The organism is Methylobacter sp. Wu1 (assembly GCF_036553575.1).
Classification (GTDB): Bacteria; Pseudomonadota; Gammaproteobacteria; order Methylococcales; family Methylomonadaceae; genus Methylobacter.
This window is the reverse complement of record NZ_JAZHOC010000078.1, coordinates 1-22,559: the sequence shown is the minus strand read 5'-3', so window position 1 is coordinate 22,559 and position 22,559 is coordinate 1. Positions and strand designations below refer to the sequence as shown.

At 56.0% G+C, this 22,559-nt stretch carries 20 protein-coding genes and 1 tRNA gene; 13 read left to right on the top strand and 8 right to left on the bottom strand.

The window, feature by feature from the left end:
* The first annotated feature begins 18 nt into the window (after positions 1-18).
* From V2P20_RS18275 to V2P20_RS18265, 3 genes are all read left to right on the top strand, one after another.
* Positions 19-1,158 (top strand): efflux RND transporter periplasmic adaptor subunit, encoded by a 1,140-nt coding sequence (locus tag V2P20_RS18275; protein WP_331820850.1) that lies wholly within the window; start codon positions 19-21, stop codon positions 1,156-1,158.
* Positions 1,155-1,817, top strand: coding sequence for an ABC transporter ATP-binding protein (locus tag V2P20_RS18270; RefSeq protein WP_331820848.1), 663 nt, complete (start codon positions 1,155-1,157; stop codon positions 1,815-1,817). Before V2P20_RS18275 ends, V2P20_RS18270 begins: the two co-directional genes overlap by 4 nt.
* A 347-nt stretch (positions 1,818-2,164) precedes the next feature.
* A complete protein-coding gene (locus V2P20_RS18265; RefSeq protein WP_331820846.1) occupies positions 2,165-2,482 on the top strand; it encodes a hypothetical protein in 318 nt (105 codons plus the stop codon).
* 441 nt (positions 2,483-2,923) lie between these two features.
* Here the strand turns inward: V2P20_RS18265 and V2P20_RS18260 are convergent, their stop codons facing one another.
* From V2P20_RS18260 to V2P20_RS18245, 4 genes are read right to left on the bottom strand one after another with little or no spacing between them, the layout of a single operon-like run.
* Complete coding sequence (locus V2P20_RS18260) at positions 2,924-5,131, bottom strand: hypothetical protein (RefSeq protein ID WP_331820844.1); 2,208 nt, start codon at positions 5,129-5,131, stop codon at positions 2,924-2,926.
* Between the two features lie 25 nt (positions 5,132-5,156).
* Positions 5,157-6,473 (bottom strand): hypothetical protein, encoded by a 1,317-nt coding sequence (locus V2P20_RS18255; protein ID WP_331820842.1) that lies wholly within the window; start codon positions 6,471-6,473, stop codon positions 5,157-5,159.
* Positions 6,474-6,491: 18 nt separating this feature from the next.
* Complete coding sequence (locus V2P20_RS18250; RefSeq protein WP_331820840.1) at positions 6,492-7,274, bottom strand: prepilin-type N-terminal cleavage/methylation domain-containing protein; 783 nt, start codon at positions 7,272-7,274, stop codon at positions 6,492-6,494.
* Between the two features lie 16 nt (positions 7,275-7,290).
* Positions 7,291-7,821, bottom strand: a complete 531-nt coding sequence (locus V2P20_RS18245) for a hypothetical protein (protein WP_331821040.1) — start codon at positions 7,819-7,821, stop codon at positions 7,291-7,293.
* On the opposite strand from V2P20_RS18245, the gene V2P20_RS18240 reads away from it, so the two are divergent.
* Genes V2P20_RS18240 through V2P20_RS18230 form a run of 3 tightly spaced genes read left to right on the top strand, consistent with a single transcriptional unit; the run spans position 7,802 to position 8,960 of the window.
* A complete protein-coding gene (locus V2P20_RS18240; RefSeq protein WP_331821044.1) occupies positions 7,802-8,026 on the top strand; it encodes a hypothetical protein in 225 nt (74 codons plus the stop codon). The genes V2P20_RS18245 and V2P20_RS18240 overlap by 20 nt on opposite strands.
* Before the next feature lie 11 nt (positions 8,027-8,037).
* Positions 8,038-8,448 (top strand): type IV pilin protein, encoded by a 411-nt coding sequence (locus tag V2P20_RS18235; protein ID WP_331820838.1) that lies wholly within the window; start codon positions 8,038-8,040, stop codon positions 8,446-8,448.
* A 26-nt stretch (positions 8,449-8,474) separates the two neighbouring features.
* Positions 8,475-8,960 (top strand): YchJ family protein, encoded by a 486-nt coding sequence (locus V2P20_RS18230; RefSeq protein WP_331820836.1) that lies wholly within the window; start codon positions 8,475-8,477, stop codon positions 8,958-8,960.
* A 214-nt stretch (positions 8,961-9,174) separates the two neighbouring features.
* Here the strand turns inward: V2P20_RS18230 and V2P20_RS18225 are convergent, their stop codons facing one another.
* The gene (locus tag V2P20_RS18225; RefSeq protein WP_331820834.1) at positions 9,175-10,032 is read right to left on the bottom strand and encodes an NAD(P)-dependent oxidoreductase; all 858 of its coding nucleotides are present in this window, start codon (positions 10,030-10,032) and stop codon (positions 9,175-9,177) included.
* 236 nt (positions 10,033-10,268) lie between these two features.
* A complete protein-coding gene (speA, locus tag V2P20_RS18220) occupies positions 10,269-12,107 on the bottom strand; it encodes a biosynthetic arginine decarboxylase (protein ID WP_331821038.1) in 1,839 nt (612 codons plus the stop codon).
* 81 nt (positions 12,108-12,188) lie between these two features.
* On the opposite strand from speA, the gene speE reads away from it, so the two are divergent.
* From speE to V2P20_RS18185, 7 genes are all read left to right on the top strand, one after another.
* Positions 12,189-13,040 (top strand): polyamine aminopropyltransferase, encoded by an 852-nt coding sequence (gene speE / locus V2P20_RS18215; RefSeq protein ID WP_331820832.1) that lies wholly within the window; start codon positions 12,189-12,191, stop codon positions 13,038-13,040.
* An 8-nt stretch (positions 13,041-13,048) separates the two neighbouring features.
* On the top strand, positions 13,049-13,642 hold the full coding sequence (locus V2P20_RS18210) for a helix-turn-helix domain-containing protein (RefSeq protein WP_331820830.1): 594 nt from the start codon (positions 13,049-13,051) through the stop codon (positions 13,640-13,642).
* Between the two features lie 59 nt (positions 13,643-13,701).
* A complete protein-coding gene (locus V2P20_RS18205; RefSeq protein WP_331820828.1) occupies positions 13,702-13,962 on the top strand; it encodes an accessory factor UbiK family protein in 261 nt (86 codons plus the stop codon).
* A 57-nt stretch (positions 13,963-14,019) separates the two neighbouring features.
* Entirely contained in the window at positions 14,020-15,528 is a 1,509-nt protein-coding gene (locus V2P20_RS18200) for a YifB family Mg chelatase-like AAA ATPase (protein ID WP_331820826.1), read from the top strand.
* 119 nt (positions 15,529-15,647) lie between these two features.
* Positions 15,648-16,217, top strand: a complete 570-nt coding sequence (locus V2P20_RS18195; protein ID WP_331820824.1) for a TIGR02281 family clan AA aspartic protease — start codon at positions 15,648-15,650, stop codon at positions 16,215-16,217.
* 55 nt (positions 16,218-16,272) lie between these two features.
* A complete protein-coding gene (rep, locus tag V2P20_RS18190; protein WP_331821036.1) occupies positions 16,273-18,324 on the top strand; it encodes a DNA helicase Rep in 2,052 nt (683 codons plus the stop codon).
* 33 nt (positions 18,325-18,357) lie between these two features.
* Positions 18,358-18,434: transfer RNA gene (locus tag V2P20_RS18185), tRNA-Arg, on the top strand.
* 145 nt (positions 18,435-18,579) lie between these two features.
* Here the strand turns inward: V2P20_RS18185 and V2P20_RS18180 are convergent.
* Positions 18,580-20,538 carry a CHAT domain-containing protein gene (locus V2P20_RS18180; protein WP_331820822.1) on the bottom strand — a complete coding sequence of 653 codons (1,959 nt, stop codon included), beginning with the start codon at positions 20,536-20,538 and terminating at the stop codon, positions 18,580-18,582.
* 1 nt (position 20,539) lies between these two features.
* Positions 20,540-22,042, bottom strand: coding sequence for a metallophosphoesterase (locus V2P20_RS18175; RefSeq protein ID WP_331820820.1), 1,503 nt, complete (start codon positions 22,040-22,042; stop codon positions 20,540-20,542).
* Between the last annotated feature and the right edge of the window lie 517 nt (positions 22,043-22,559).

The window sequence follows — 22,559 nt, the reverse complement described above, 5'->3', positions numbered from 1 at the left end:
CTATATATTATTTGGTTAATGAATAAGAAAACCCTCATTTTCATCCTGATCGCCATCGCCATTGCCGGTGCTTATTTTGCCTTGCGGAAGACCGAACCCGTTGCGGTCGAAACGGCGGTAGTCGCGCGGGGCGAAGTCAGCGCCACAGTCTCCAATACGCGCGTCGGCACGATCAAGGCCTGCCGGCGCGCCTATCTGGCGCCTGCGACCGGCGGCCAGGTTGCGGAACTGCATGTCAAGGAAGGCGATAAAGTCAAGCAAGGCCAATTGCTGATGGAAGTCTGGAACAAGGATCTGAAAGAGCAAGTGAAATTGCAGGAAGCCCAGATCAAGGAGAACCAGGCGACGGCCAAGCAGACCTGCCTGATGGCGGCCAGCGCCCAGCGCGAGGCCGATCGTTTGATCCGCCTGCAGCAAAAAAATCAGTTTGTGTCCGAAGAGCAGGTCGATATCAAGTCCACTGAAGCCAAAGCCAAGCACTCCGCCTGTGCCGCTGCCCATGAAGCCATCACCGTCAGCCGGGCCAATCTTGATTTCACACGCGCCTCCATTGACCGCACGCTCGTGCTGGCGCCTTTTGACGGCACCGTCGCCGAAATCAATGTCGAGCTGGGCGAATACGTCACGCCTTCCCCGCCCGGCATTCCGACCCTGCCGGCCATCGATCTGCTCGACGTCAGCTGTCTTTATGTCTCGGCGCCGATCGATGAAGTCGATGCGCCGAAAATCAAAACCGGCATGAAAGCCTGCGTATCGCTCGACGCCTTCGGCAGCGAGAAGCGCTGCTCGGGCACCGTCAGCCGCATCGCGCCGTATGTACAGGAGAAGGAAAAGCAGGCGCGCACGGTCGAAGTCGAAGTGAAGCTGACCGACCCGAAAGACCTTAACGATCTGCTGCCCGGCTACAGCGCCGACATCGAGGTGCTGCTGTCCGATAAACGCCAAGCACTCAGGGTGCCGGCCGAAGCGGTGCTGGACGGAAACCGCGTCCTGATTGTCAGAGACGACGGCGTGCTTGAGGAACACACCTTCGAGCCCGGCCTGTCCAACTGGAACTATGTCGAAGTGCTGTCGGGCCTCAAGGCCGGAGACAAAGTCGTGCTGTCGGTAGGCCAGGAGGGCGTCAAGGCCGGCGCGCATGTGCGCGAACAGCCATGATCGAGCTGGAAAACATCCACCGCTACTTTCAGGTCGGCGAGCAGACCGTCCATGCCCTCAACGACATCAATCTCACCATCGACAAGGGCGAATACGTGTCGGTCATGGGCCCGTCGGGCTCCGGCAAATCGACGCTGCTGAACGTCATCGCGCTGCTCGACCAGCCGTCATCGGGCCGCTACCGCCTGAACGGCCGCGACGTGACCCAGCTCAGCGACGACGAGCTGGCCAAGGTCCGGCGCGAGAACATCGGCTTCGTATTCCAGTTTTTCCACCTGATCCCGCGCCTGACGGCCGCCGAGAATGTCGAAATGCCGATGATCCTGGCCGGCGTCCCTCCCAAAGAGCGCAAACGGCGCGTAGCCGAGGCGCTGGCGGACGTCAGTCTTCAAAACAGGGCCGACCACCGGCCGGACCAGCTCTCGGGCGGACAGCTCCAGCGCATCGCCATCGCCCGCGCCATGATCATGCGCCCGGAAATCCTGCTCGCCGACGAGCCCACCGGCAATCTCGACAGCAAATCCGGCAGCGAAATCATCGAACTGCTGGAAAGCCTGAACCGGCAAGGCGTGACGCTGATGATCATCACGCATGACCAGCATATAGGCGACCGGGCGCGCCGGAAAATCCGCATTGTCGACGGCCAGATCAGGCCATGATTCAAGCTGTGCAGGCCGTCTTGATCTGTGTAGGCTGGGTTGGAGCTTTAGCGGAAACCCGGCATCGGCGGCTCCGAATGCAGGGTTTATCAACCCTGCCTAACCGGCTAACAGGCCAAGTGAGTCCTGTCTGATTGATATTACGCACAAATCGATCCCTGTGCTGTTTTAGCGTTACTGCGCAGCATCAGTTATATAGCCGGCTTAACGCATTGAGTCATATGCCATATCGAGTGCGCCATATAACACAGTTTTATTGGTCAAACCCGGAACCGACAATAAAAAATCAAACAATTCAGATAGCTATGTATTGGCATATTAATTGCCATGTTTATCAGTGACTGTGTTTGGAAGCAGCAGGCCGGCAATTGCCCGATCTCGGGCTAACTGCGGCGCCTGCCAACGACAACAACAATCCGGCTTTGGCCGACTTTCCATCTGTCACGAGAGTATTTATGCAGCGCTACTATTATTTTTTCGCTTATTTACTGAGCCTGATCGTGGCGTTAAGCATCCATGATGCGCATACCGCCCCAGAAGATACAGCATCCGAGACCTTCGGCTTCACCGAGCAAACCGGCGCTAAAACGCCGGCATCAGACAGCATCAGCGGCGGCGTTGGTGGAATCGACTCCCGGATCGTCGGCCTGAAGTCCAACAATTAAATGCTGTCCGAGCTTATCCGCCAACCGCATGCTTGCGCTTTCGCCCGGAATTTATCTGGCGAACCCAGGGGGTAAAATCAGAACTTCCAGAACAATGCTCCAGGCTTCCAACGCAAAATCCACCACGATCACCACACACTCTCTCAGCGTGGCGCGTTAGGCAAGCTCCAGGCGCCAGGATGCGTCTTCCTTCCTTCTTACCGGAATACGTTAAGGATAGCGTGTTCCGGTTTTCCAAAAGTCTCAAAAAATTCCTGCAAGGCCGAATTCACTTGTGCCCTTTGAGGGTATTCGACCCGAAGCGCTTTCCATGCCTTACAGAACAGTTAGCCAGCCTGGCGAACCCTTCCGAAACGTCAGGCGTTGATTAACGGCTCCACTTAACTCAAGCATCACAGAAACGAAAAGGACGGGATTGCAAATCCCGTCCCGCCTGAGGGATTAACAATTAGTGCTTGATTTTGCGATTGTAATGTTTTTAGTTGCGTTTCCACTCACATTGCCTAGATCAATATACAAACTTCCGTTTAGCGATGTAGTTGCGCCATCGGACAGTTGGTGTTTCTTGCCTCCATTGCCCGCTGAGCAGTGAGGACTGATGGCAACGGTGAGATGGTTATCGCCGCCGGGAACAATGCAGCTATAGCTCGGAGTCATGCCTGCGCTATGCCCGCCTGTCAGCGTGCAAGCCCCCATGTTGGCATCGACCGCAACCGTGACTGTGGTTAAATCAACAACTTTATCCTCAATTTTTATAGAACCGCTAATAGTATAAGTCGGAACGTCATTCGCAACAAAAGGGCCCGGAACCGTGATCGTCGTGCCGGATGCGCCCGTCAGGGTCACTGTTTGCGTGGCCGGCTCTACCGCTGCGCTTATTACTGACGCCGTTGCTGTCAGCGTGGCAGTAGTGGGGTCTGCCGCAGTAACGCTACAGCTATAGGTGTAATTGCCGTCGCCATTAGGCGTTGTGGGACACTGAATGTCAGACGGATCAAGCGAGACTGAAACTGAGCCTGCCGCTGCACCCATAATGATGCCTGTAACGGTATAAGTCGGATTGTTCGATGGCGTAAACGATAAGGTACAGCCATCTGCCGCGGCCAGCGAGAAGGTGCAGTTTTGTGTTTCACCGTTATAACTGCCGCTGACAGTGGCCGATGTTTCTCCTGTGGCGATATTGCAGGTGTAATCGGTTGTCGTGGCCGTGCAATTACCGCCGATCATGGTAATTTTCGGCGCGCTGTTGGCGTTCTCTATTTTGCCGTTAACCGTATAGCTCGAGATAGGGTCTCCCACGCAATAACTCGTATCGACAGCAGGATCAAAAACATTATTTCCTGTTATATCGCGCTGTATATTTTTGGTCGCCAGTTTAAACCCGCCGATAGCCGCCGCTTGTGCGCTGCATTCATCGTGCATACCTTTTGCATTTTGCTGACCATTGATGATTAAAAAGTCATGGCAACCATATGGCTTGTTTATGCCCTCATTCAGGCCATTATTACGCGTATAGTAATTTCTTGCCGTATCAAGCGTTGTAGCGGTTCCCGCCAGTTCTTCCGCAAAGCAGACATTTTTGTCGGTAGCCGCAACGCCCAGCAAGCCTACTTTGCCACGCCAGCCGCCTGGGCCGACTTTAGCTGCAGCGAAAGCGGGGTTAGGGCATTCCGTAACAGGAACATTGCCGCTTACCGGAGTGCCGGCCGGACCGAATTTACAATTGCCCCCGACATAACAGACATAAGGCGCGCTTACAGCCCCGGCTACCGGTTCAAAAATGCAATAGGTGCCGCTTTCCGTCGTGTTGAAAGTAAACAGGCTGATATCCAGCAATGGCGCATTTTTGCCATTGCCGTCCGTCGCCTTAGAATGCACGATGCCGGTTATGGGAATAATAACGCCGCCATTGAAACGCACTTTCGGAATACAGTAATTGGTGTCAACCGTAGACTTTTCAAACAACTCAATCGATTCGTCGCCAACCACGCCGTCTCTGTTGACGCGGCGGGTGTATAAGCCGTGTTCAAAAGGCTGTAAAGTACCGCAACTATATACCCGGGCAGCCTGCTTACCGCTGGCAGTAACCATATAGGTCTTGCCGTCAACGGTATAGATGCTGTTTGGCGTTTGGGCTTGAGGAAGATCTATGATTTCCGGCTTGATTTCTTCTGAAGATTCGGCGTTCGTGCTGGGATCGTTAGTATCAACGCCGCTGTTTTGCCCTTGAGCGCCAACCCCTGATGCCCACACATCTTCAAATACCACGACGCTTTGCACGACCACCTGCCCTTTGGGCCAGCTGCAGGTTGCGCTGATCTGTTTCCGGGCGGGACCGGTCAGGTCCGTCACGACCCAGCCTCTGCTGAAGGTTTCGTTCGTACCTGTTATAGTCTCGTTTGCGGCCGAAGATGCAATCGCATCATAGCCCGATGCGCCTGTTTTTTCGATCCTGTCCCTGAGTTCCTCGATCTTGGTGTCGCAGAGCGCTTTGGCTTCCGCGCGGGTTTTATTCAAACCGCTGCCATTCATCAGGTCGCCTTGCAAGGACGCGATCGCCAGCAAGCCCACGGCAACGACCACGGTGGTAATCAACACTTCTATCAGGCCGATACCGGTGCTGTTTTTTATCGGGTTAATTAATTTCATTGCTGTATCCTGTTTTAATTATTGATCACCAATCTTTCCATGAACCTGGGACAATCATGCCGGTACCGACAATAAACGGCGGTGCCTGATCGTCTCCCACTATCGGCACATACACCAATTTCAAAGTACCGCCCCCGCCGCTGGTTGTGTTGCTCTCGCCTATCACGGTACCTTTTATGACCGGATTGCCTGTTATATGTAAGGTTCCTGTTACGTAAATCACGCCGTAAACAGTCGCGCCCCCGCTTAATGAAAAATCGCCATTGACAACCAGAACGGCGGGCGTGGCCGGACTTCCCACTACATCGGTGGCATTAAGCGTAAGATTTCCTTCCACCCAGATAACCCCGCTCATGCCGTTGGGGCTTGTTACTCCCGCCGCATTGGGCAGTTTTTGATTTGCGTTTTCCGCGACCTTCATGAACTGGGCTTTGGTCACAGCAAAAAACATATCAAAAAATTGATCCGCAGTTTTACTGGATAAGGTCGCGTCGTCGGTAATGATATCGATACCTGCGCCAGTCTTCTTGTTGGATACCAATTGCGTATTCGGCCCGGGGTTATTGGGGTCGCCGCATGGCGAAACCTCGCAATCACTGTTTAGCTCTGTCTTGATGTAATCGCTGGTTGCAGTATTCGCCGGCCTTAAATAAGTGGCAAAAGCCGCACCGCTGATGTCATTGGCGCCCCCCGTCCAGATGCTGCTGTTGGTGTAGCGGTTAATGATTGTCGCATTACCGAATACGCCCACCGAAGCCTTGCTGACGAACGGCTGTTTGGGGCCGTCGCCGTTATCAAAAATATCAAAAGTGCCCATGCATTGGGTTACCGTGCGAACGGCGGTGCCATCGTCGCTCCAGCCTTTGGCGGTCACCAGGGCGCGAGTCATGTTTTTTCCTAACGTTCCAAAGCAGTCGCCATCCCCATCACTGTCTATCGTCTTGGAAGCATCGGCCTGGCAGTCGCAGGCATTGTCATCGCTGTTGTCGAAATAAAACTGTGCGGAGGTGGTTTGCGTGCCGGCGGTCAGATCATCAGGATCAAGAGAAAATGGCGAGGCGCTGGTGTAATCAACTAACCCATCAGCCCCGGCGGCGCCTGTATCGTTATCTATTTGATCCAGCCCGCCGGTCATAAAATAAGCCTCTGCCTGATTCATGGCCGCACTGGCCGCCGCCGTCGCCTGACTGGTACGGTAATTGTCGGCGGTGACTTTGGTTTCTACGAGCACTTCTTTGGAAGTGAGCAAAATGACAAGGGTGATACTGATCAACAACACGAGGGCCGTTAATAAACTTGCGGCGCCCTGCTGGCTCTTGAATCTGTGCGTTATCGTTTTCATGAAGGTTCCCTTGATTCTCTATGGCTGTCTGAAGATATGATCGTTTCTGACTTTAACCGTACTGCTCAGGGTCTTGGTAACAGTCGGATCAGCATCCAGCGCGCCCGTTAAGTGAATATCAACCACGCGTTTTACGGAAATGTAATCGCCTGCATTGGCTACGGTGCAGGTTACGCCGGTATTGGGCGCAGCTGCCGTGGTAATGTTCAAGCAGCGGGAAGTGCCGGCCAGAGCCGGCAAAGCGGGGTGAACATTCGCGACGGCCGCCTGCGCCGCCAGTGCCACGAAACTGAATTGAAGATCAGTGATGTTCAGCTGATTGCCTTCCATAAATCCATCCCAGTTGTCATCGGGATTGGCGCAATCGGTAGTGTTAGCGCCCCCCGAGCGCATTTGGATGGAATTGTTGGTGAATCTGAATCCATAAAATTCGCTGGCATCGACCGCGCCATTATTGTTTGCATCGTAACTATACAGAATGCAATTGCCACCGATTATGTTTAATCGGGTTGCAGCGGCGGTAAAAGGATTGGGATCATTGACGGGAGCGCCGCCATTGGCCACATACGCTATATGCCAGTTGTTGAGTACAGCGCCGCGCCAGTAGCCCGCGCGCTTGATGTCGTTGACCATGATCGTCATGACCGATTCCAGATCATGATTCAGGCGTACCGACCTGACAGTATCGGTGCTGCTTCTGACCGTGGTGATGTAAATGGCGATGGTTGCTCCCACAATGATCAGCCCCAACAACAAGGCAATCATTATCTCGATAAGCGTGAAACCGGATTGTTTTTTCATGTCGGCTTTCTCCTGGTCAGCAATTCGGGTATCCGGTCGAACCTTCTTCATTACAGATTCTTACGCGCCCAACGGAAGCTACCATCACCTTCACTTTATAATTGGATGAAATCATCTCCACGCTTCCATGGCTTAAGCTGTTATTGCTTCTTCTCGCTTCACCGCGTCTAAAATCGAATTCCGCTACGGTTTCAGGAGCGCTAAAAAAATCAGGATCATCCATTGTGGTTCCGGCATACTGTGTGCTGCTTACGGTTTTTATATTGCAATTGGCAGTGGCTGCGGCGGGGCACCCATGGCTGACATGCTGAAGAGCGCATGCGCTGCCGGCAGCAGCAGGCGGTATGTAGATCTGGTAAGACCAGTTGGCGCCTTCGGTAAAAGAAGCCCGAAGATTGCAGCTTTGCTTTATGGATTCGGCGCGCATCCATTGCAAGTCGGATTTCAACCCTTCAGCCGCTTGTTTCAGCCGGTTCCGTGCAAGCATGTCTCGGTAAGAAGGCACAGCCAGCGCCGCAATAATGCCCATGATGGCAATAACTATCATCAGTTCAATCAGCGAGAAGCCTGAACTCCCTAATTTTTTCATATCTGATCCCCTTTTTTTGTTTGTGGTAAGTATAGATGGGTATCGGTTTTTGAAAGGTGCGCCGGATGCCGCTTATCGGCTGAATTGGAACGCTAATCGGCTGGCCTTCATGACGCGGGCAAATATGGCCGGTTATGCTATTCTTAATGAAATAAAAATTTAAAAGGAGAATCAATGAAGACGTTTAAACGATTTGACGGATTTACTCTGATAGAATTGATGATAGTGGTGGCTATTATCGGTATTCTTGCGGCAATTGCTTATCCTTCCTATACCGAATACGTGACACGCGCCAAGCGCTCAGACGGGAAGGCTGGATTGTTGCAAGTGCAATTGGCTGAAGAGAAATGGCGGGCCAATCATGCAGCTTACACGACCGATTTGACCAATGCCGGATTAAACCTCGGCACTTCTTCGCCCGACGGCAAATATACGATCAGCATCACCGCTGCCGATGCCAATGGCTATACCGCTGCGGCCACGCCTACCTTCACCGATGCAAAATGCAACGTCCTCGGCATCAATCAAGCCGACGTCAAAACCGTGTCAGGCACCGACTCTGTTGCAAATTGCTGGGGTAAATAATTCTTTCCTGTACCGATTGACTTGACATGACTGATCAACAACATTGTCTTTGCGGCTCCGGCCTCGACTATTCTGAATGCTGCGGCCAGTATCACCGCGGAGAAAAAACCGCGCCCACCGCCGAAGCGCTGATGCGTTCGCGTTTTACCGCTTATGCCCGCCAGGATGAAGCTTATTTGCTGGCAACCTGGGATGCGAGCACGCGGCCTGCCGCTATCGACTTTTCCAGGGAAAAAGCCGAGTGGCAAAAGCTGGAGATCACCGGCACTAAAAAGGGCGGCCTTAAGGACAGCAAGGGACTCGTGGAATTTAAGGCGTATTTTCTGCAGGATGGCGAGGAGCATGTGATGAACGAGGCCAGCCGCTTTACCCGGACCAACGGCCGCTGGTTTTACCTGGACGGCATCGTCAAATCGATAGGCAAGGTCGGGCTGCAGACCAACCAGGGCAAGAATGCGCCATGCCCCTGCGGCAGCGGCAAGAAGTTCAAGCGCTGCTGCGGGGCTGACTGATCCGGCCGATTTCGTAGGGGACGCATCGCGTACCATTTTCAAAACGTCGCAAGTGGATCAAATTCAGAAAAGGTACGCGATGCGTACGAGACTGTGAAAGTATTCGTTTTTTGAAATTTTTACCACAATATATTGTGCATTTGATATTTGTATACAACAACATATAGAAATTAAAGAGAAAAATTCTGAATACTTTCACAGTCTCGTACCCTACTCAAGACTTGTTTTTTAGCCGGTACAGTGCCGAAATATCCTCATCCCCAAGCCCCGCCGCCATCAATTGCTCGTAGTCGGCCAGCGTCATGTCGATCATCGTAGTCGATGCGCCGATCTGCCGGGCCATGGCCTGGCAGATTTTCAGATCCTTGTGATGCAGCGCCAGCTTGAAGCCCGGCGCGAAAGTGCCGCGCGTCATGGTCGGGCCGCGGTGTTCCAGAAACCAATTGCCGGCCGCGCCGCCGGAGATGACTTCGATGACCTTGTCCATCGGCAGGCCCTGCGTCTGCCCGAAGGCCAGCGCCTCGGTCACGGCCTGATTGATGCCGGCGGCCATGATCTGGTTGACGGCCTTCGTATTCTGGCCCGCGCCGGTCGGCCCCATATGCATGATACGGTTCGCCATGGCCGCCAGCACCGGACGGACTTTTTCCAGGGCATCGGCGTCGCCGCCTATCATCATGGCCAACGTGCCTTTGCTGGCGCCTTCGACGCCGCCCGATACCGGCGCATCGAGAAAAGCGGCCTGTTTTGCGGCCAGTATCGCGGCGGCTTTTCTGGCCGTCTCGCTGCTGACCGTAGACATGTCGACGACGACCGATCCGGGCTTGATGGCGGCGGCGACGGCATTAACGACATCCAGCACATCCTGATCGGCGGAAACGCAGATCAGCACGGCATCGACTTCAGCCGCCAACGCCTGGGGCGTTTCATAAGCGGTTACGCCCAGACCTTCGGCGAGACTTTGCGCCGTTGCCGCCGTGCGATTGTAAACGGCCGTCAGATAGCCCGCCTTGGCGAGATTTCCGGCCATGCCGACGCCCATCGCGCCGAGTCCGATCATGCCTGCTTTCATGTTACCGCTCCAGTTGTACGCATCGCGTACCATTTTCAAAACGTTGTCAGTGCATCAAATCCAGGGAAGGTACGCGATGCGTACCCTACTGCCGGGCGTGGCATGTTGCCGCGCCCGAAACGTTTGCATTGATTAAATGTCATTGCCTGGCTCAGACAGCTCTGAAATGTTAGGAAGGGGGTTACAAACCCCGTCCCGCTTGAGGATAAGGTACGCAATGCGTACCCTACGTTCAGCTAGCGCTCCAGATAGGTATAAGCCGTCAGGCCCGCGACCAGTTCTTTTTCGTAGTCCCGCCGCTCCTGTTCGCTGACAGGGCTTCTTGCCAGCTTCTCGCGGTAGGCGGCTTTCAGTTCCTCAGGACAGATATGGACGTAATCCAGCAGATCGCCGACATGCTCGCCTTCGAGCAGATCGTAAAAATGATACCCGCTGTCGTCGAGCTCGATATTGATCGAGTGCGTATCGCCGAACAGGTTGTGCATGTCGCCGAGAATTTCCTGGTAGGCGCCCAGCATGAAAAAGCCGATCAGGTACGGTTCCCTGCTGTCGATTTCATGCAGCGCCAGCGTCGTTTCGATGTTCTGGCCGTCGATATACTGGTCGATGCGGCCGTCCGAATCGCAGGTCAGGTCCTGGAGCACGGCGCGCCGCGAAGGCCGCTCGTCCAGCCGGTGTATGGGCATGATCGGAAAGATCTGCTCGATGCCCCAGATGTCGGGCATGGACTGGAACAGCGAGAAATTGCAGAACACCTTGTCGGCCAGCTTCTCGCTCAGCTCCTGCAATATCGTGGCTTCGTTCTGGCTTTTCGGATTCAGGCTGTTTTTGATCTGCTGGCAGATGACCGCATAGTCGTTCTCAGCCTGGGCCAGTTCTACGATGCTCAGCTTGTCCTGATTGAACTGCGCGCGGGCTTCCGACAGAGCGAATTGCGCATCATGGTAACGCTCGACGATGTTCTGCCCGTTGGCCAGAGGCTGTTTGGCCGAGTCATTGGTATAGACCGATTCGATATCGGTCACGTTGGTGATCAATACGGCATGATGGGCCGTGATCGCGCGGCCCGACTCGGTGATGATATCGGGCTGCGGCACCTGCTTTTCGGCGCAGATTTCGGCGAAGCTGCGCACGATGTTCTGCGCGTATTCGTCCATGCTGTAATTGATCGATGACTCGCGCCGCGACCGGCTGCCGTCGTAATCGACGCCGAGGCCGCCGCCGGCATCGATGATTTTTACGGGAGCGCCCTGGCGGTGCAGTTCGACGTAGAATTGCCCGGCTTCTTTCAGCGCGACCTTGATGTCGTGGATGTTGGCGATCTGCGAACCCATGTGAAAATGCATGAGCTTGAGGGTATCGAGCAGTTCCGCTTGTTTGAGGCGCTCGACCAATCCCAGCACTTCATTGGCGTGAAAGCCGAATTTGGATTTCTCGCCGCCGCTGTTCTGCCATTTGCCGGCGCTGATGCTGGCCAGCCGGATACGCACGCCCAGCTGCGGCCTGACGTTCAACCGCGCAGCTTCCTCTATGATCAGTTCCAGTTCGGAAGGTTTTTCAATGACCAGAAACAGGTTCAGCCCCATCTTCAGGCCGATCAGCGCCAGGCGGATATAAGCCCGGTCCTTGTAGCCGTTGCAGATCACGACCGACTGCGTCGATAGCGCCATGATCGCCAGCAGCTCCGGCTTGCTGCCCGCTTCCAGCCCGACATTGTCGGAAGCCAGAATGCCCTCGACGACTTTGCGCTGCTGGTTGACCTTGATCGGGTAGACGGGCGTGTAGCGGCCCTGATAGTCATTATTGACGCAGGCTTTCTCGAAGGCGGCCTGCAGGCGCCGGACGCGGTCTTTGAGGATGTCGGTAAAGCGCACCAGGACCGGCAGGGACAGATTCTTGTCCTTGAGCGAACCGGCGATTTCGTACAGATCGATTTCGACGGCTTTGTCGGAGCTCGGCCTTACGCAGACGTGCCCTTCGGCATTGATCGCAAAGTAACCGTCGCCCCAGTTTTGTATGCCGTAGGTTTGCGCCGAATCCTCGATAGTCCACGTCTTTGAATCACTTAAATACAACTTTTTCACTCCATTCCGCCTAAATACGACAGAATTCTAATATAATATTGATTTGTTTATTCGTTTTTAGGAACACAGATAATGAATCCGTCTCAGTGGTTTACCGAGCAAGCTCCAGGTGCAGAATCCGCCTTTTCGTTAAAATTTAAACAAAAGTTGCACGAGGAGCAATCGGAATATCAATTTATTGAAATTTATGAAACCGAGGATTTCGGCAATTTGATGGTCATCGACGGCTGCACGATGGTATCGACGCGCGATAACTTCCTCTATCATGAGATGATGAGTCATCCGGTCTTATTCACGCACCCCGATCCGAAACGCGTCTGGATCATCGGCGGCGGCGACTGCGGCACCTTGAGGGAAATTTTGAAGCACCAGTCCGTCGAACAGGCCGTACAGATCGATATCGACGAGCGCGTCACGCGTCTGGCCGAAATCTACTTTCCCGAATTGTGCGAATCCAATAACGATCCGCGCGCCGATCTGAAATTCATCGACGGCATCAAGTGGGTCAAAGATGCCGAGCCCAATTCCGTGGACATTATCATCGTCGACAGCACCGATCCGGCCGGCCCGGCCGAAGGCCTGTTCAGCAAGGAATTCTACCGCGACTGCTTCAACTGCCTGTCCGAGCACGGCATGGTCGTGCAGCAAAGCGAATCGCCGCTGTATCACATGAAGCTGATCGGCGAGATGCGCGATGCCATGGGTTCGGCCGGTTTCGAACACCTGCAAACGCTGTTCTTCCCGCAAGCCATCTATCCGTCCGGCTGGTGGAGCGCCACGATCGCCAGCAAGGCCAGCCTGGCGAAATTCAGGGAACTGGACTCCGCCAACAAAAACTTCGACACGACTTACTACAATGTCGATATCCACAAGGCTTCATTGGCCCAGCCTGAGTTTTTCAAGAAAGCCCTCGGTTTGAAGTAGTCAGTTGAATGCAGGAATTAAAAGACACTTTTAAATTGATCGAGCGCATCAGCACCCTGGTGCGTTCAGAAGAACGGAAAAAGTATGCCGCGGTTGGCTTGCAGCCGATCCACATCCAGGTGCTGGACTATCTGTCCCGCTGCAACTGGTGCAGCGACACGCCCGCGGCCGTGACCGACTATCTGGGGCTGACTAAAGGCACTGTTTCGCAGACGATACAGGTCCTTGAGCGCAAAGGCTATATCGAGCGCAGCAGCGACTCCGAAGACGGGCGCGTCGTGCATCTTTCCCTGTCCAAATCCGGCGTGCGCCTGCTGGACGAACTGGAAGCGCTCGATGTGTTCGCGCAGGCCGAGAACGCCCTGGCGATCAAGCAATACACGACCCTCGGCGATGCCTTGAATTCCATGCTGCGGACGTTACAGATAACCAACAATGTCCGGACATTTGGCGTCTGCAACTCCTGCAGCCATTTCGACGAGATCGACAATCATTACCAGTGCGATCTGGCCCAGGTGCCGTTAAGCCGCCCGGATACCGAAAAAATATGCCGGGAACATAAGCCAGCCGCCGACAGGCCGGTGGAAACAGAGAACGATTAATCACAACAGGCCGGCATGGTTTGCCGCCTTTTACCTTTAAGTAAAGAGAGAGATATCCTATGTTTGATCCCAAAGCCCTTGATGATCTTGCCAGCCGCCTGGCCGGCGCCATTCCGCCGGGTCTGAGCAACCTGAAAGAAGACCTGGAAAAAAGCTTCCACGCCATTTTGCAGGGCGCCTTAGGCAAACTGGACCTGGTCACACGTGAAGAGTTTGAAGTGCAGAAAGCGGTTTTAGCCAAAACCCGCTCCAAGCTTGAAGACCTGGAAAAACGCGTCGCGGCCATGGAGGCACAAATCCTTGACAAAGCCGACCTGTAAAATATCACACTGCTGTGGGCGCGGCTTTAGTCGCCCTCCTGAAATAAACATCAGCCCATGGCTTTAGCCGTCATCTACAGCCGGGGCCGCGCCGGCATCAATGCGCCCTTGGTCACGGTCGAAGTACACGTGGCCAACGGCCTGCCGGCGCTGTCCATCGTCGGCTTGCCGGAGGCGGCCGTCAAGGAGAGCAAGGACCGCGTGCGCGGCGCGATCCTGAACTCACGCTTTGAGTTTCCGGCCCAGCGCATCACGATCAACCTGGCCCCTGCCGATCTGCCCAAGGAAGGCGGCCGTTTCGACCTGGCCATCGCGCTGGGCATCCTGGCGGCATCCAGCCAGATTCCGACCGCAGGCCTCGACCAGTACGAATGCATCGGCGAGTTGTCCCTGGGCGGCGAGCTGCGGCCGATCAGCGGCGTGCTGCCGATCGCGATACAGGCCCGCAACAACGGCAGGAAACTGCTGCTACCGCGCGAGAATATCGCCGAAGCCGCCTTAGTCAAAGGCATAGAGATCCTGCCGGCCGGCCATCTGCTGGAAGTCTGCGCGCATCTGAGCGGACAAAGCCTGATACAGCCGGAATTCCAGCAACCCGCGCCAGATACGCAGACCGACGGCATCGACTTTGCCGATGTGCACGGCCAGTATCATGTCAAACGCGCCTTTGAAATCGCCGCGGCCGGTTCTCACAACCTGCTGATGCTGGGCCCGCCCGGCACCGGCAAATCGATGCTGGCTTCGCGCCTGCCGACCATTCTGCCGCTGTTGTCCGAACAACAGGCCCAGGAAAGCGCCGCCATCGCTTCGATCAGCGACCAGGGGCTCGATGTGGCCAACTGGCTGAAACCGCCCTATCGCGCGCCGCACCATACGGCGTCGGCGGCGGCGCTGGTCGGCGGCGGCTCCAATCCCCGGCCCGGCGAAATCTCGCTGGCGCACAACGGCGCCCTGTTCCTTGATGAGCTGCCCGAATTCGACCGGAAGGTGCTCGAAGTGCTGCGCGAGCCGCTGGAGACCGGCCATATCACGATTTCACGCGCCAGCCGGCAAGCTGATTTTCCGGCCCGCTTCCAGTTGATCGCGGCTATGAATCCGTGCCCGTGTGGTTATCTGGGCGATGTCTCGGGCCGCTGCCACTGTACTTCGGAGCAGGTCATGCGTTACCGGGCTCGCGTGTCAGGCCCGCTGCTCGACCGCATCGACATGCATCTGGAAGTGCCGAGGGTTCCGCATGAGGTCTTGCGCAAAGGCTCGCCAGACGGCGAGGAAAACAGCGCGACAATCCGGGCACGAGTCGAGGCGGCGCGCAACATTGCCGTCGCGCGCAGCGGCAAGGCCAACGCGGTGCTGACGGCCAAGGAAGTCAAACAGTTCTGCCCGTTATCCGAGCAGGGCCATCAGCTGCTGGAGCAGGCCATGGACAAATTCGGCCTGTCGCATCGCGCCTATCATCGCATCCTCAAGCTCGCCCGCACCATTGCCGATCTGGCTCATTCAGAGCAGATAGAAATCGCGCATTTAAGCGAGGCGATTGGTTATCGCAAACTGGACAGAAGCATTTAATGGAGCATACAGCCGAATTCATTCGCTTCGAAACGCCTGTGCTATTCTTTTAAATAGCTTGCTGGGTTTACCAACCCAGCCTACCAGCGACAAGCTGCACCAATCACCAGAGGGGAATCATGAAAAAAAATAGTTTATTGTTGTTGTCCGTAGGGCTGGCATCGTTCAGCACGAACACCTGGAGCAATGACACGATCTTCAAATGCAGGAATCAGCAAGGCAACATCATTTACCAGAAATCGGCCTGCTCGGAGAATGTCAAAACCGTGTCTTCATGGACATCCGTGATTAAGGAAAAGCCGCCCGAAAAAGATCCGGAGAAAAAGGCTCACCGTGAGCTTGTCGTCAAGCAAGGTGCTAATGGGCATTATTTTCTGGAAGGCTCCGTTAACAACAAATCCCTGATGTTCGTGATCGATACCGGCGCATCCGTTGTCTCCTTGCCAGCTTCACTCGCTTCCGATGCCGGAATGGCCTGTAAGGAAAAAGTCATTGTGGATACCGCCAATGGTCAGACCGACGCCTGCACGGTCGTCATTTCGGAGCTCAAATTCGGGCATTTCGTAGTCAAAAATGCGCCGGCCCGGGTCGTGCCGAACTTAAGCCAGCCCTTGCTCGGCATGAATGTCCTGCAGCAATTCAACATGAAGCAGGAAAATGGCGAGATGCGTATCTCGGCGCGTGATTGATGCCCGGCAAAATGTATATAATAGGCCGGTTTCAGCCTAAGTTTTTATCGTAGTGATGGCCAAACTGAATCCACAGCAGCAAGCCGCTGTTAAAACCATCGATCATCCTTTATTAGTGCTGGCCGGCGCCGGCAGCGGCAAGACGCGCGTGATCACCGAAAAAATCGCCTATCTGATCACCCAGGGCGGCATACCGGCGCGCAATATCGCCGCCGTGACTTTCACCAACAAGGCTGCGCGCGAAATGAAAAGCCGCGTTTCCAAACTGCTGGACGACAAGCAGCTGCGCGGCCTCAGGGTCTCGACGTTTCACTCGCTGGGCCTGGAAATCCTGCGCGCCGAGCATAAAACGCTGGGCTACAAGGCCGGCCTGACGCTGTTCGACGAGCAGGACAAGCTCACCCTGCTGCGCAACCTGATCAGCCATGACAGCAAGAACTGCGATATCGACAAGGTCGACCATTATTCCTGGCAGATCGGCCAATGGAAAAACGCCTTCGTCACGCCGGAACTGGCCGTATCGACGGCGACGGCGGAGCAATACCCGGCGGCCGTGCTTTACAGCGACTATATCCGCAGCCTGAAAGCCTACAACGCCGTCGATTTCGATGACCTGATCCTGCTGCCCGTGCTGCTGTTTCAGGAACAGCCGGCCGTGCTGGAAAAATGGCAGAACAAGATCCGCTATCTGCTTGTCGACGAATACCAGGACACCAACATCACGCAGTACCAGCTCGTCAAGCTGATTGCCGGCAATCTGGGCCGGTTCACCGTAGTCGGCGACGATGACCAGTCCATCTACGCCTGGCGCGGCGCCCAGCCCGAAAACCTGGCGCAGCTGCAAAAAGACTACACGCGGCTGAAAGTCATCAAGCTGGAGCAGAATTACCGCTCGACCGGCCGCATTCTGAAAGTCGCCAACCATCTGATTGCGAACAATCCGCACGCGTTCGAGAAAAAGCTCTGGAGCGAGCTGGGCTACGGAGATCCATTGCGCGTGCTGAGCCACAGGGACGAAACGATCGAAGCCCAGCAGATCGTGTCCGAAATCATCCACCATAAATTCAGGACCGGCAGCAGCTATCAGGATTACGCGATTTTATACCGCGGCAATCACCAGTCGCGGCTGTTCGAGCGCAGCCTGCGCGAGAACAACATCCCGTATTTCATCAGCGGCAGCACGTCGTTTTTCGCCTATTCCGAAATCAAGGACGTGCTCAGCTACCTGCGCCTGTTCGTCAACCAGGACGACGATGCCGCCTTCCTGCGCATCATCAACACGCCGCGCCGCGAGATCGGCCCGACCACGCTGGAAAAGCTCGGCGCCTACGCCAACGAGCGCCATATCAGCCTGTTCGCGGCCAGCTCCGAACTGGGCCTGACCCAGAAACTGCCCGAAAAAGCCATGCAGCGGCTGAGCAAATTCCGCGACTGGGTCATCGATACGGCCGACCGCATCGAGCGCGGAGATACCTTTGCCGTGATCGAAGCCATGCTGAGCCAGATCGGCTATGAACAGTGGCTGCGCGAAAACAGCAAGACGCCAGCCTCGGCCGAGCGCAAAATGAAGAACGTCCAGGAACTGATCGACTGGCTCAAGCGCATAGCAGACGACTACAGGGATGTAGGAGGTAGAGCAACGCAGGGAGCAGTTGCCGACAAGGACAGCAGCGAAAAATCGCTGTCCGAGATCGTCTCCAAGATCATGCTGATGGACATCATGGAGCGCAATCAGGAAGAAGAAGCCAGCGACCAGGTCAGCCTGATGACCCTGCATGCCGCCAAAGGCCTGGAGTTTCCGCATGTGTTCCTGATCGGCATGGAAGAAAACCTGCTGCCGCATCAGAACAGCATCGAAACCGACAACATCGAGGAAGAACGCCGCCTGGCCTATGTCGGCATCACGCGCGCCCAGCGCACCCTGACGTTCAGCTATTGCACGCACCGGAAGCGCTACGGCGAGATCAGCGAATGCGAACCCAGCCGTTTCCTGAACGAACTGCCTCCCGACGACCTGGAGTGGGCCAACAAGAAACAACTGGCGCCGGAAGTCATCAAGGAGCGCGGCAAAGCCAGTCTTGCACATTTAAAAACAATGCTATCGTAATTTTGCGCGCAATCGGTTAAAATATGCGCCAACGCGCCCGTAGCTCAGCTGGATAGAGCGCAGCCCTCCGGAGGCTGAGGCCAGAGGTTCGAATCCTCTCGGGCGCGCCATTCTTAATAACCCTCCCAAAAGACTTTTATCCCGGCCATCATCCGGCAATCCGGCGCAACCTCGCCTCAATCCAACTGGACCGAATCTGTCGCACTGAATCGGGGCATCCTTTTCCCGTTATATCCTGCATCACAGACTCAACGCTTAATACTCATCCCCCAGCGCGCCCAATGCTGCCTGCGCCAGGCTGGCCCATAGCGGGGTGCTCCAATCCTTCAGATAGCGCCTGAACTGCCGCCGCGTTGAAAAAATGGGAAACGCATCGGAGCATAATTCGTTCAGCATCTCTCGGCAGTGCTGCTTAATCTCGGTTTCCAGCGATTTAGGATCGATATCTTGTCCGCCGTATACCACTCCCAACAAGCTGAGTTCCGCCAGCGTGCTCAACGCATAAGCCCGCTCCTCGCCTGACGATTTGCGGATCTGCCATTGCACGATCTGTCTGGCCGCGTTCCACAATATGCCGTATTTATGCGCCAGTTCCTTGAGCACCGGGCCGTCGTCTTCCCGGTTCAGGATGGCGATAATCGACAGATACTGCGTGATCACCCAGGAATTGCAAGGGTCGATTTCCCAGGCATCACGATAAAAATCGCGGCAGGCTTCGTAGGCTTTCTGGGACAATGGCAGATTTTCCGCCAAGGCATAGGCGATGCCGATGCGTTTCTCGCTGGCGGCGCTGATGCCCAGGCGCTGCGCCTTATCCTTGGCCGAGACGATGGCATGCGATTCCTCGCGCCAGTTTTTCAGATCTTCGCGCACCGAGGCACACAGCGCGGTCAATTCCACATTTTGGGCATCACTGAGCAGCTGCGCGGCACTTTGATCCCGGTCCAGATTCGCTCCCACCAGTTCGTCGATCCGGTCAAACTTCACTTCGATTTTGCGCTGCGTCTGCTGGTCGCGGAACAGGTTGACCTGACGTTCAAAATTCCACGGCACCGTGGCGTAGGCGACGATGCTGGCCCAGTCGTGCGTTTCCGGCGAATCCGTACGCAGCCGCTGGCGCAGTTCGTAAAGCACCCAGCGCGGGTCGCCGCCGTTCAGCAAGCCGCGGTAGAGCACTTTGGCCGCGATGGCCGATGCCTTCATCCACAGCGGAAACTGGGACGCGATGACCCACGGAATGCCGGCCGCATTCAGCTCGTGGGCGATGCTGCCGCCGGGCGTCAACACCGATTCGATATTGCCGGAATCGCAGGTCGCCAGCGTCACGAGCGTCGGGCGGAAGCGCGTGTTGCCGGCCGAATCGCTCGAGGTCAGGGCGATAGCTAGGCGCTCGCCGTCGACGATGTCGGCGCTGTCGCCGGTCTCGCTGCACAAAGCCAGGCCGTAGCGCTCATCGCCGGAATACCTGAACGGCGCGCCATGGGCCAGGATGTGGACATGGGTGAACTCGGTCGAGGCGCAAAGCGAGCAGATTTGCTCCAGCGTGGCATTGGGCAGCACGGTCAGCAGCTTTTTGACTTCCTCGATGCGGTTCTCGTCCTTGATCTTGACCCAGGGCTCGATGGCTTCGCGCAGGGCCTGCAAATGGGCCTGCGCGGGCACGTAAAGCCCATCCGGCGCCGCGAACGCGAACAGAATACGGGGCGGACGCGTCCAGTCGACCGGCAGCGGACGACCCCGGCGGATTTCCCGCGTGATCGTGATCGGCGTGCGCATTTGCAGGAACAGCGGCGAGCCCGATCCGGGGAAACCGTCCGGCGCTACGGCCGCTTCGAAGGGCATCAGGCCCAGTTCGAATGCAGACATGGCCAATCTCAAATGCACGAGTTTGCCGCTCTCGGCGCCGGCATTGCCGAGCTCGGAAAGCAAGGCCGGCACCTGGCCGAGCACGCGGCCGATGGCCTCGCCTATGTCGCGGATTTCCGATTGCCGCTGGTCGTCAGTGGCGGGGTCCTTATCCTGGGGGTATCTGAGCCGCCGCAGGCGCATCAGCAACTGGCGATGCTCGAACGGCATTTGCAGCGTCACCGGCCCGTCGGAGCCGCACAGGGCAATGTAGTTGGTCAGCGGCGACAACAGTTGATTGTGGGCGGGCCCGGATCTTAACAGTTCGAGCTTGACGTTGCGGATTTCCGAAGTGTACTTTTCGATCATGTCACTTCCTCGCGAATTGCTGGACGACCTGGGGCGCGCCGGTGCCGTCGCCGACGACATGGCTCAGGCAGCCCACGACGCCGCCTTTCTCCGCCTTGATGGACACGGCGCTGGTCTGGTTCATCACGAAGCTTTGCCCGCCGAATTTCGCCTCGTCGATCAGTTCCATGCGGCCGTCCATCAGGACGTCGTAAACCGGCTTGAACGACTTCTGGTCCTTCAGCATGGCGTCGGTGAAACGCAGCAGCCGGATCCAGGTGCCGCAATTGAAGTAGAAGCGCCCGCCGCCCATGTCGATGGCCCGCTCCAGATGGGTGTGGCCGGTGACGATGAAATCGATCGAAGCCCCTACCGCCGCCGTGACATCCTTGAAGGTGTCATCACGGTCGGTACGGTCGAAGGTCTTGTCGTCGGCCAGCCAGTCTTTCAGCGCCCGGCGCAACGCCTCGTCCTTGGGCACATCCCTGAGCCAGCCCGTCAACCGGTCGAAAATCAGCTGCCAGGTGCCCAGCGGCGCCGCCGGCTCGACGATCTGGGCATTCGGCTTGCCGAGATTGGCCTCGGCCAGCGCCAGCATCGCGTCCACATCCTGCGAATCCTGCCGCGAATGCGTGTTGATACCCTCTCTGAGATTGGGGCCCAGCAATTGCTTGACCGTCACCGCCGAGGCATCCGTCACCTGTTCGCGCGGCTGAAACCCTTCAGCGGACAGGCGTTGGTTGACTTCCCTGCCGCCGCTGACTCTCTCGCCGACGATGGAGACCAGGTCGGTGATCTTTTTCGCCTGGGACGGATCGAGCACGATCAGCGCGCCGACCGCGGCCTGGGTTTCCGGCTTCAGCAAATCGATCCATTTGTATTTTTCCTTGACCTCGTTCATGACCTCCTTGACCATGCGCGTGCCGGCGTTCGGATACCATTCCTTGGCATCGAGCGAGCGGCCGGCATTCAAGCGCCGCCCGACCTTGGCCAGATCCTCGTAGCGGTTGTAGTTCCAGGCATCCACCTCGTTGCCGTGCGTGCAGTAGATACGCGCATTACCGACCGTACAGGTATAGCCGGCGCCGGTGGTCGAGAACTCGATCCGGGCGCGCTTGACCAGGTCATCGCCTGCCAATCGTTTCATGATCAGACGCTGCACCGTCGGGAAAGCTATTTCGATATCGTGATTGCCGATGATAAAAACCAGCGTGCGCCGTTCGCCCGCTACGAAAGCCGCGAGCGCATCCCAGATGCAGGAGAAGGACGCGTCTTTCATGATCCGCTCAACCACAGAGACGGCCTGCTCGACCGCCACATAGCCCGGCAGTTCCTCGGCCAGCGTGTCGAAGACATCCCCATTCAGCACCAGCGCTACATGGCCTGCCGGGCACTGTTGGGCCACCCACCCAATGTAACCCGCCAGCCTCCTGGTCTCCTTCAGGATCTGAAAATTGGGTCTGTTGCCGCCCATGTGAATATCCGAGATCACATGAATCTCATCGTAAGCGGGAAAATCGCTCATAGGTCTATCTCCAGTAACAAATAAAATCGCCGACAAATACTGACAGCCAGCCGGAAGCGCGGGTCAGGCCTGGCATTCATGGTCTTTGCGCATGCCTGAGCATGAAAAGTGTAAACTCATAACATGATGCTCCTCTTCTGCTACTTCGAGCCCTGGCGATCCCGCTCCACAGATCCCCAGTGCGGCATTACTCTTGCCGGCCCTAACTGGAAACATCGGTTGCTAAGCTATACACGCGCTAGAAAAAGCCAAAGTAATGCAATTTTTGTAATTACTGGAAATATATGGATCAGTATTAGCTAGAGGTATGATTATAGATGATATAGACAGTGTGGCAAGAAATAGCAGAAGGCCGGCGTCCCCGCCGTTATGCTAACCGTGGATGCCAGTAAAAACAGGGGTAATGGGTCAAATATGTGATTTGCTCATATAATATGGAGCATGACCTGTTATCAAGAAATTACCTGCCCGGATTGTGGCAGCAACCAAATTATGAAGTCCGGCCGTAGTGCATCGG

Coding starts and splice junctions, on each gene's coding strand:
- V2P20_RS18245 (WP_331821040.1), bottom strand. CDS start 7,821: ATGATAGTTATTGCCATCATGGGCATTATTGCGGCGCTGGCTGTGCCT.
- V2P20_RS18235 (WP_331820838.1), top strand. CDS start 8,038: ATGAAGACGTTTAAACGATTTGACGGATTTACTCTGATAGAATTGATG.
- V2P20_RS18195 (WP_331820824.1), top strand. CDS start 15,648: ATGAAAAAAAATAGTTTATTGTTGTTGTCCGTAGGGCTGGCATCGTTC.
- rep (WP_331821036.1), top strand. CDS start 16,273: ATGGCCAAACTGAATCCACAGCAGCAAGCCGCTGTTAAAACCATCGAT.
- V2P20_RS18250 (WP_331820840.1), bottom strand. CDS start 7,274: ATGAAAAAACAATCCGGTTTCACGCTTATCGAGATAATGATTGCCTTG.
- V2P20_RS18225 (WP_331820834.1), bottom strand. CDS start 10,032: ATGAAAGCAGGCATGATCGGACTCGGCGCGATGGGCGTCGGCATGGCC.
- speE (WP_331820832.1), top strand. CDS start 12,189: ATGAATCCGTCTCAGTGGTTTACCGAGCAAGCTCCAGGTGCAGAATCC.
- V2P20_RS18200 (WP_331820826.1), top strand. CDS start 14,020: ATGGCTTTAGCCGTCATCTACAGCCGGGGCCGCGCCGGCATCAATGCG.
- V2P20_RS18230 (WP_331820836.1), top strand. CDS start 8,475: ATGACTGATCAACAACATTGTCTTTGCGGCTCCGGCCTCGACTATTCT.
- V2P20_RS18205 (WP_331820828.1), top strand. CDS start 13,702: ATGTTTGATCCCAAAGCCCTTGATGATCTTGCCAGCCGCCTGGCCGGC.
- V2P20_RS18255 (WP_331820842.1), bottom strand. CDS start 6,473: ATGAAAACGATAACGCACAGATTCAAGAGCCAGCAGGGCGCCGCAAGT.
- V2P20_RS18240 (WP_331821044.1), top strand. CDS start 7,802: ATGATGGCAATAACTATCATCAGTTCAATCAGCGAGAAGCCTGAACTC.
- V2P20_RS18180 (WP_331820822.1), bottom strand. CDS start 20,538: ATGATCGAAAAGTACACTTCGGAAATCCGCAACGTCAAGCTCGAACTG.
- V2P20_RS18260 (WP_331820844.1), bottom strand. CDS start 5,131: ATGAAATTAATTAACCCGATAAAAAACAGCACCGGTATCGGCCTGATA.
- V2P20_RS18275 (WP_331820850.1), top strand. CDS start 19: ATGAATAAGAAAACCCTCATTTTCATCCTGATCGCCATCGCCATTGCC.
- V2P20_RS18175 (WP_331820820.1), bottom strand. CDS start 22,042: ATGAGCGATTTTCCCGCTTACGATGAGATTCATGTGATCTCGGATATT.
- V2P20_RS18210 (WP_331820830.1), top strand. CDS start 13,049: ATGCAGGAATTAAAAGACACTTTTAAATTGATCGAGCGCATCAGCACC.
- V2P20_RS18270 (WP_331820848.1), top strand. CDS start 1,155: ATGATCGAGCTGGAAAACATCCACCGCTACTTTCAGGTCGGCGAGCAG.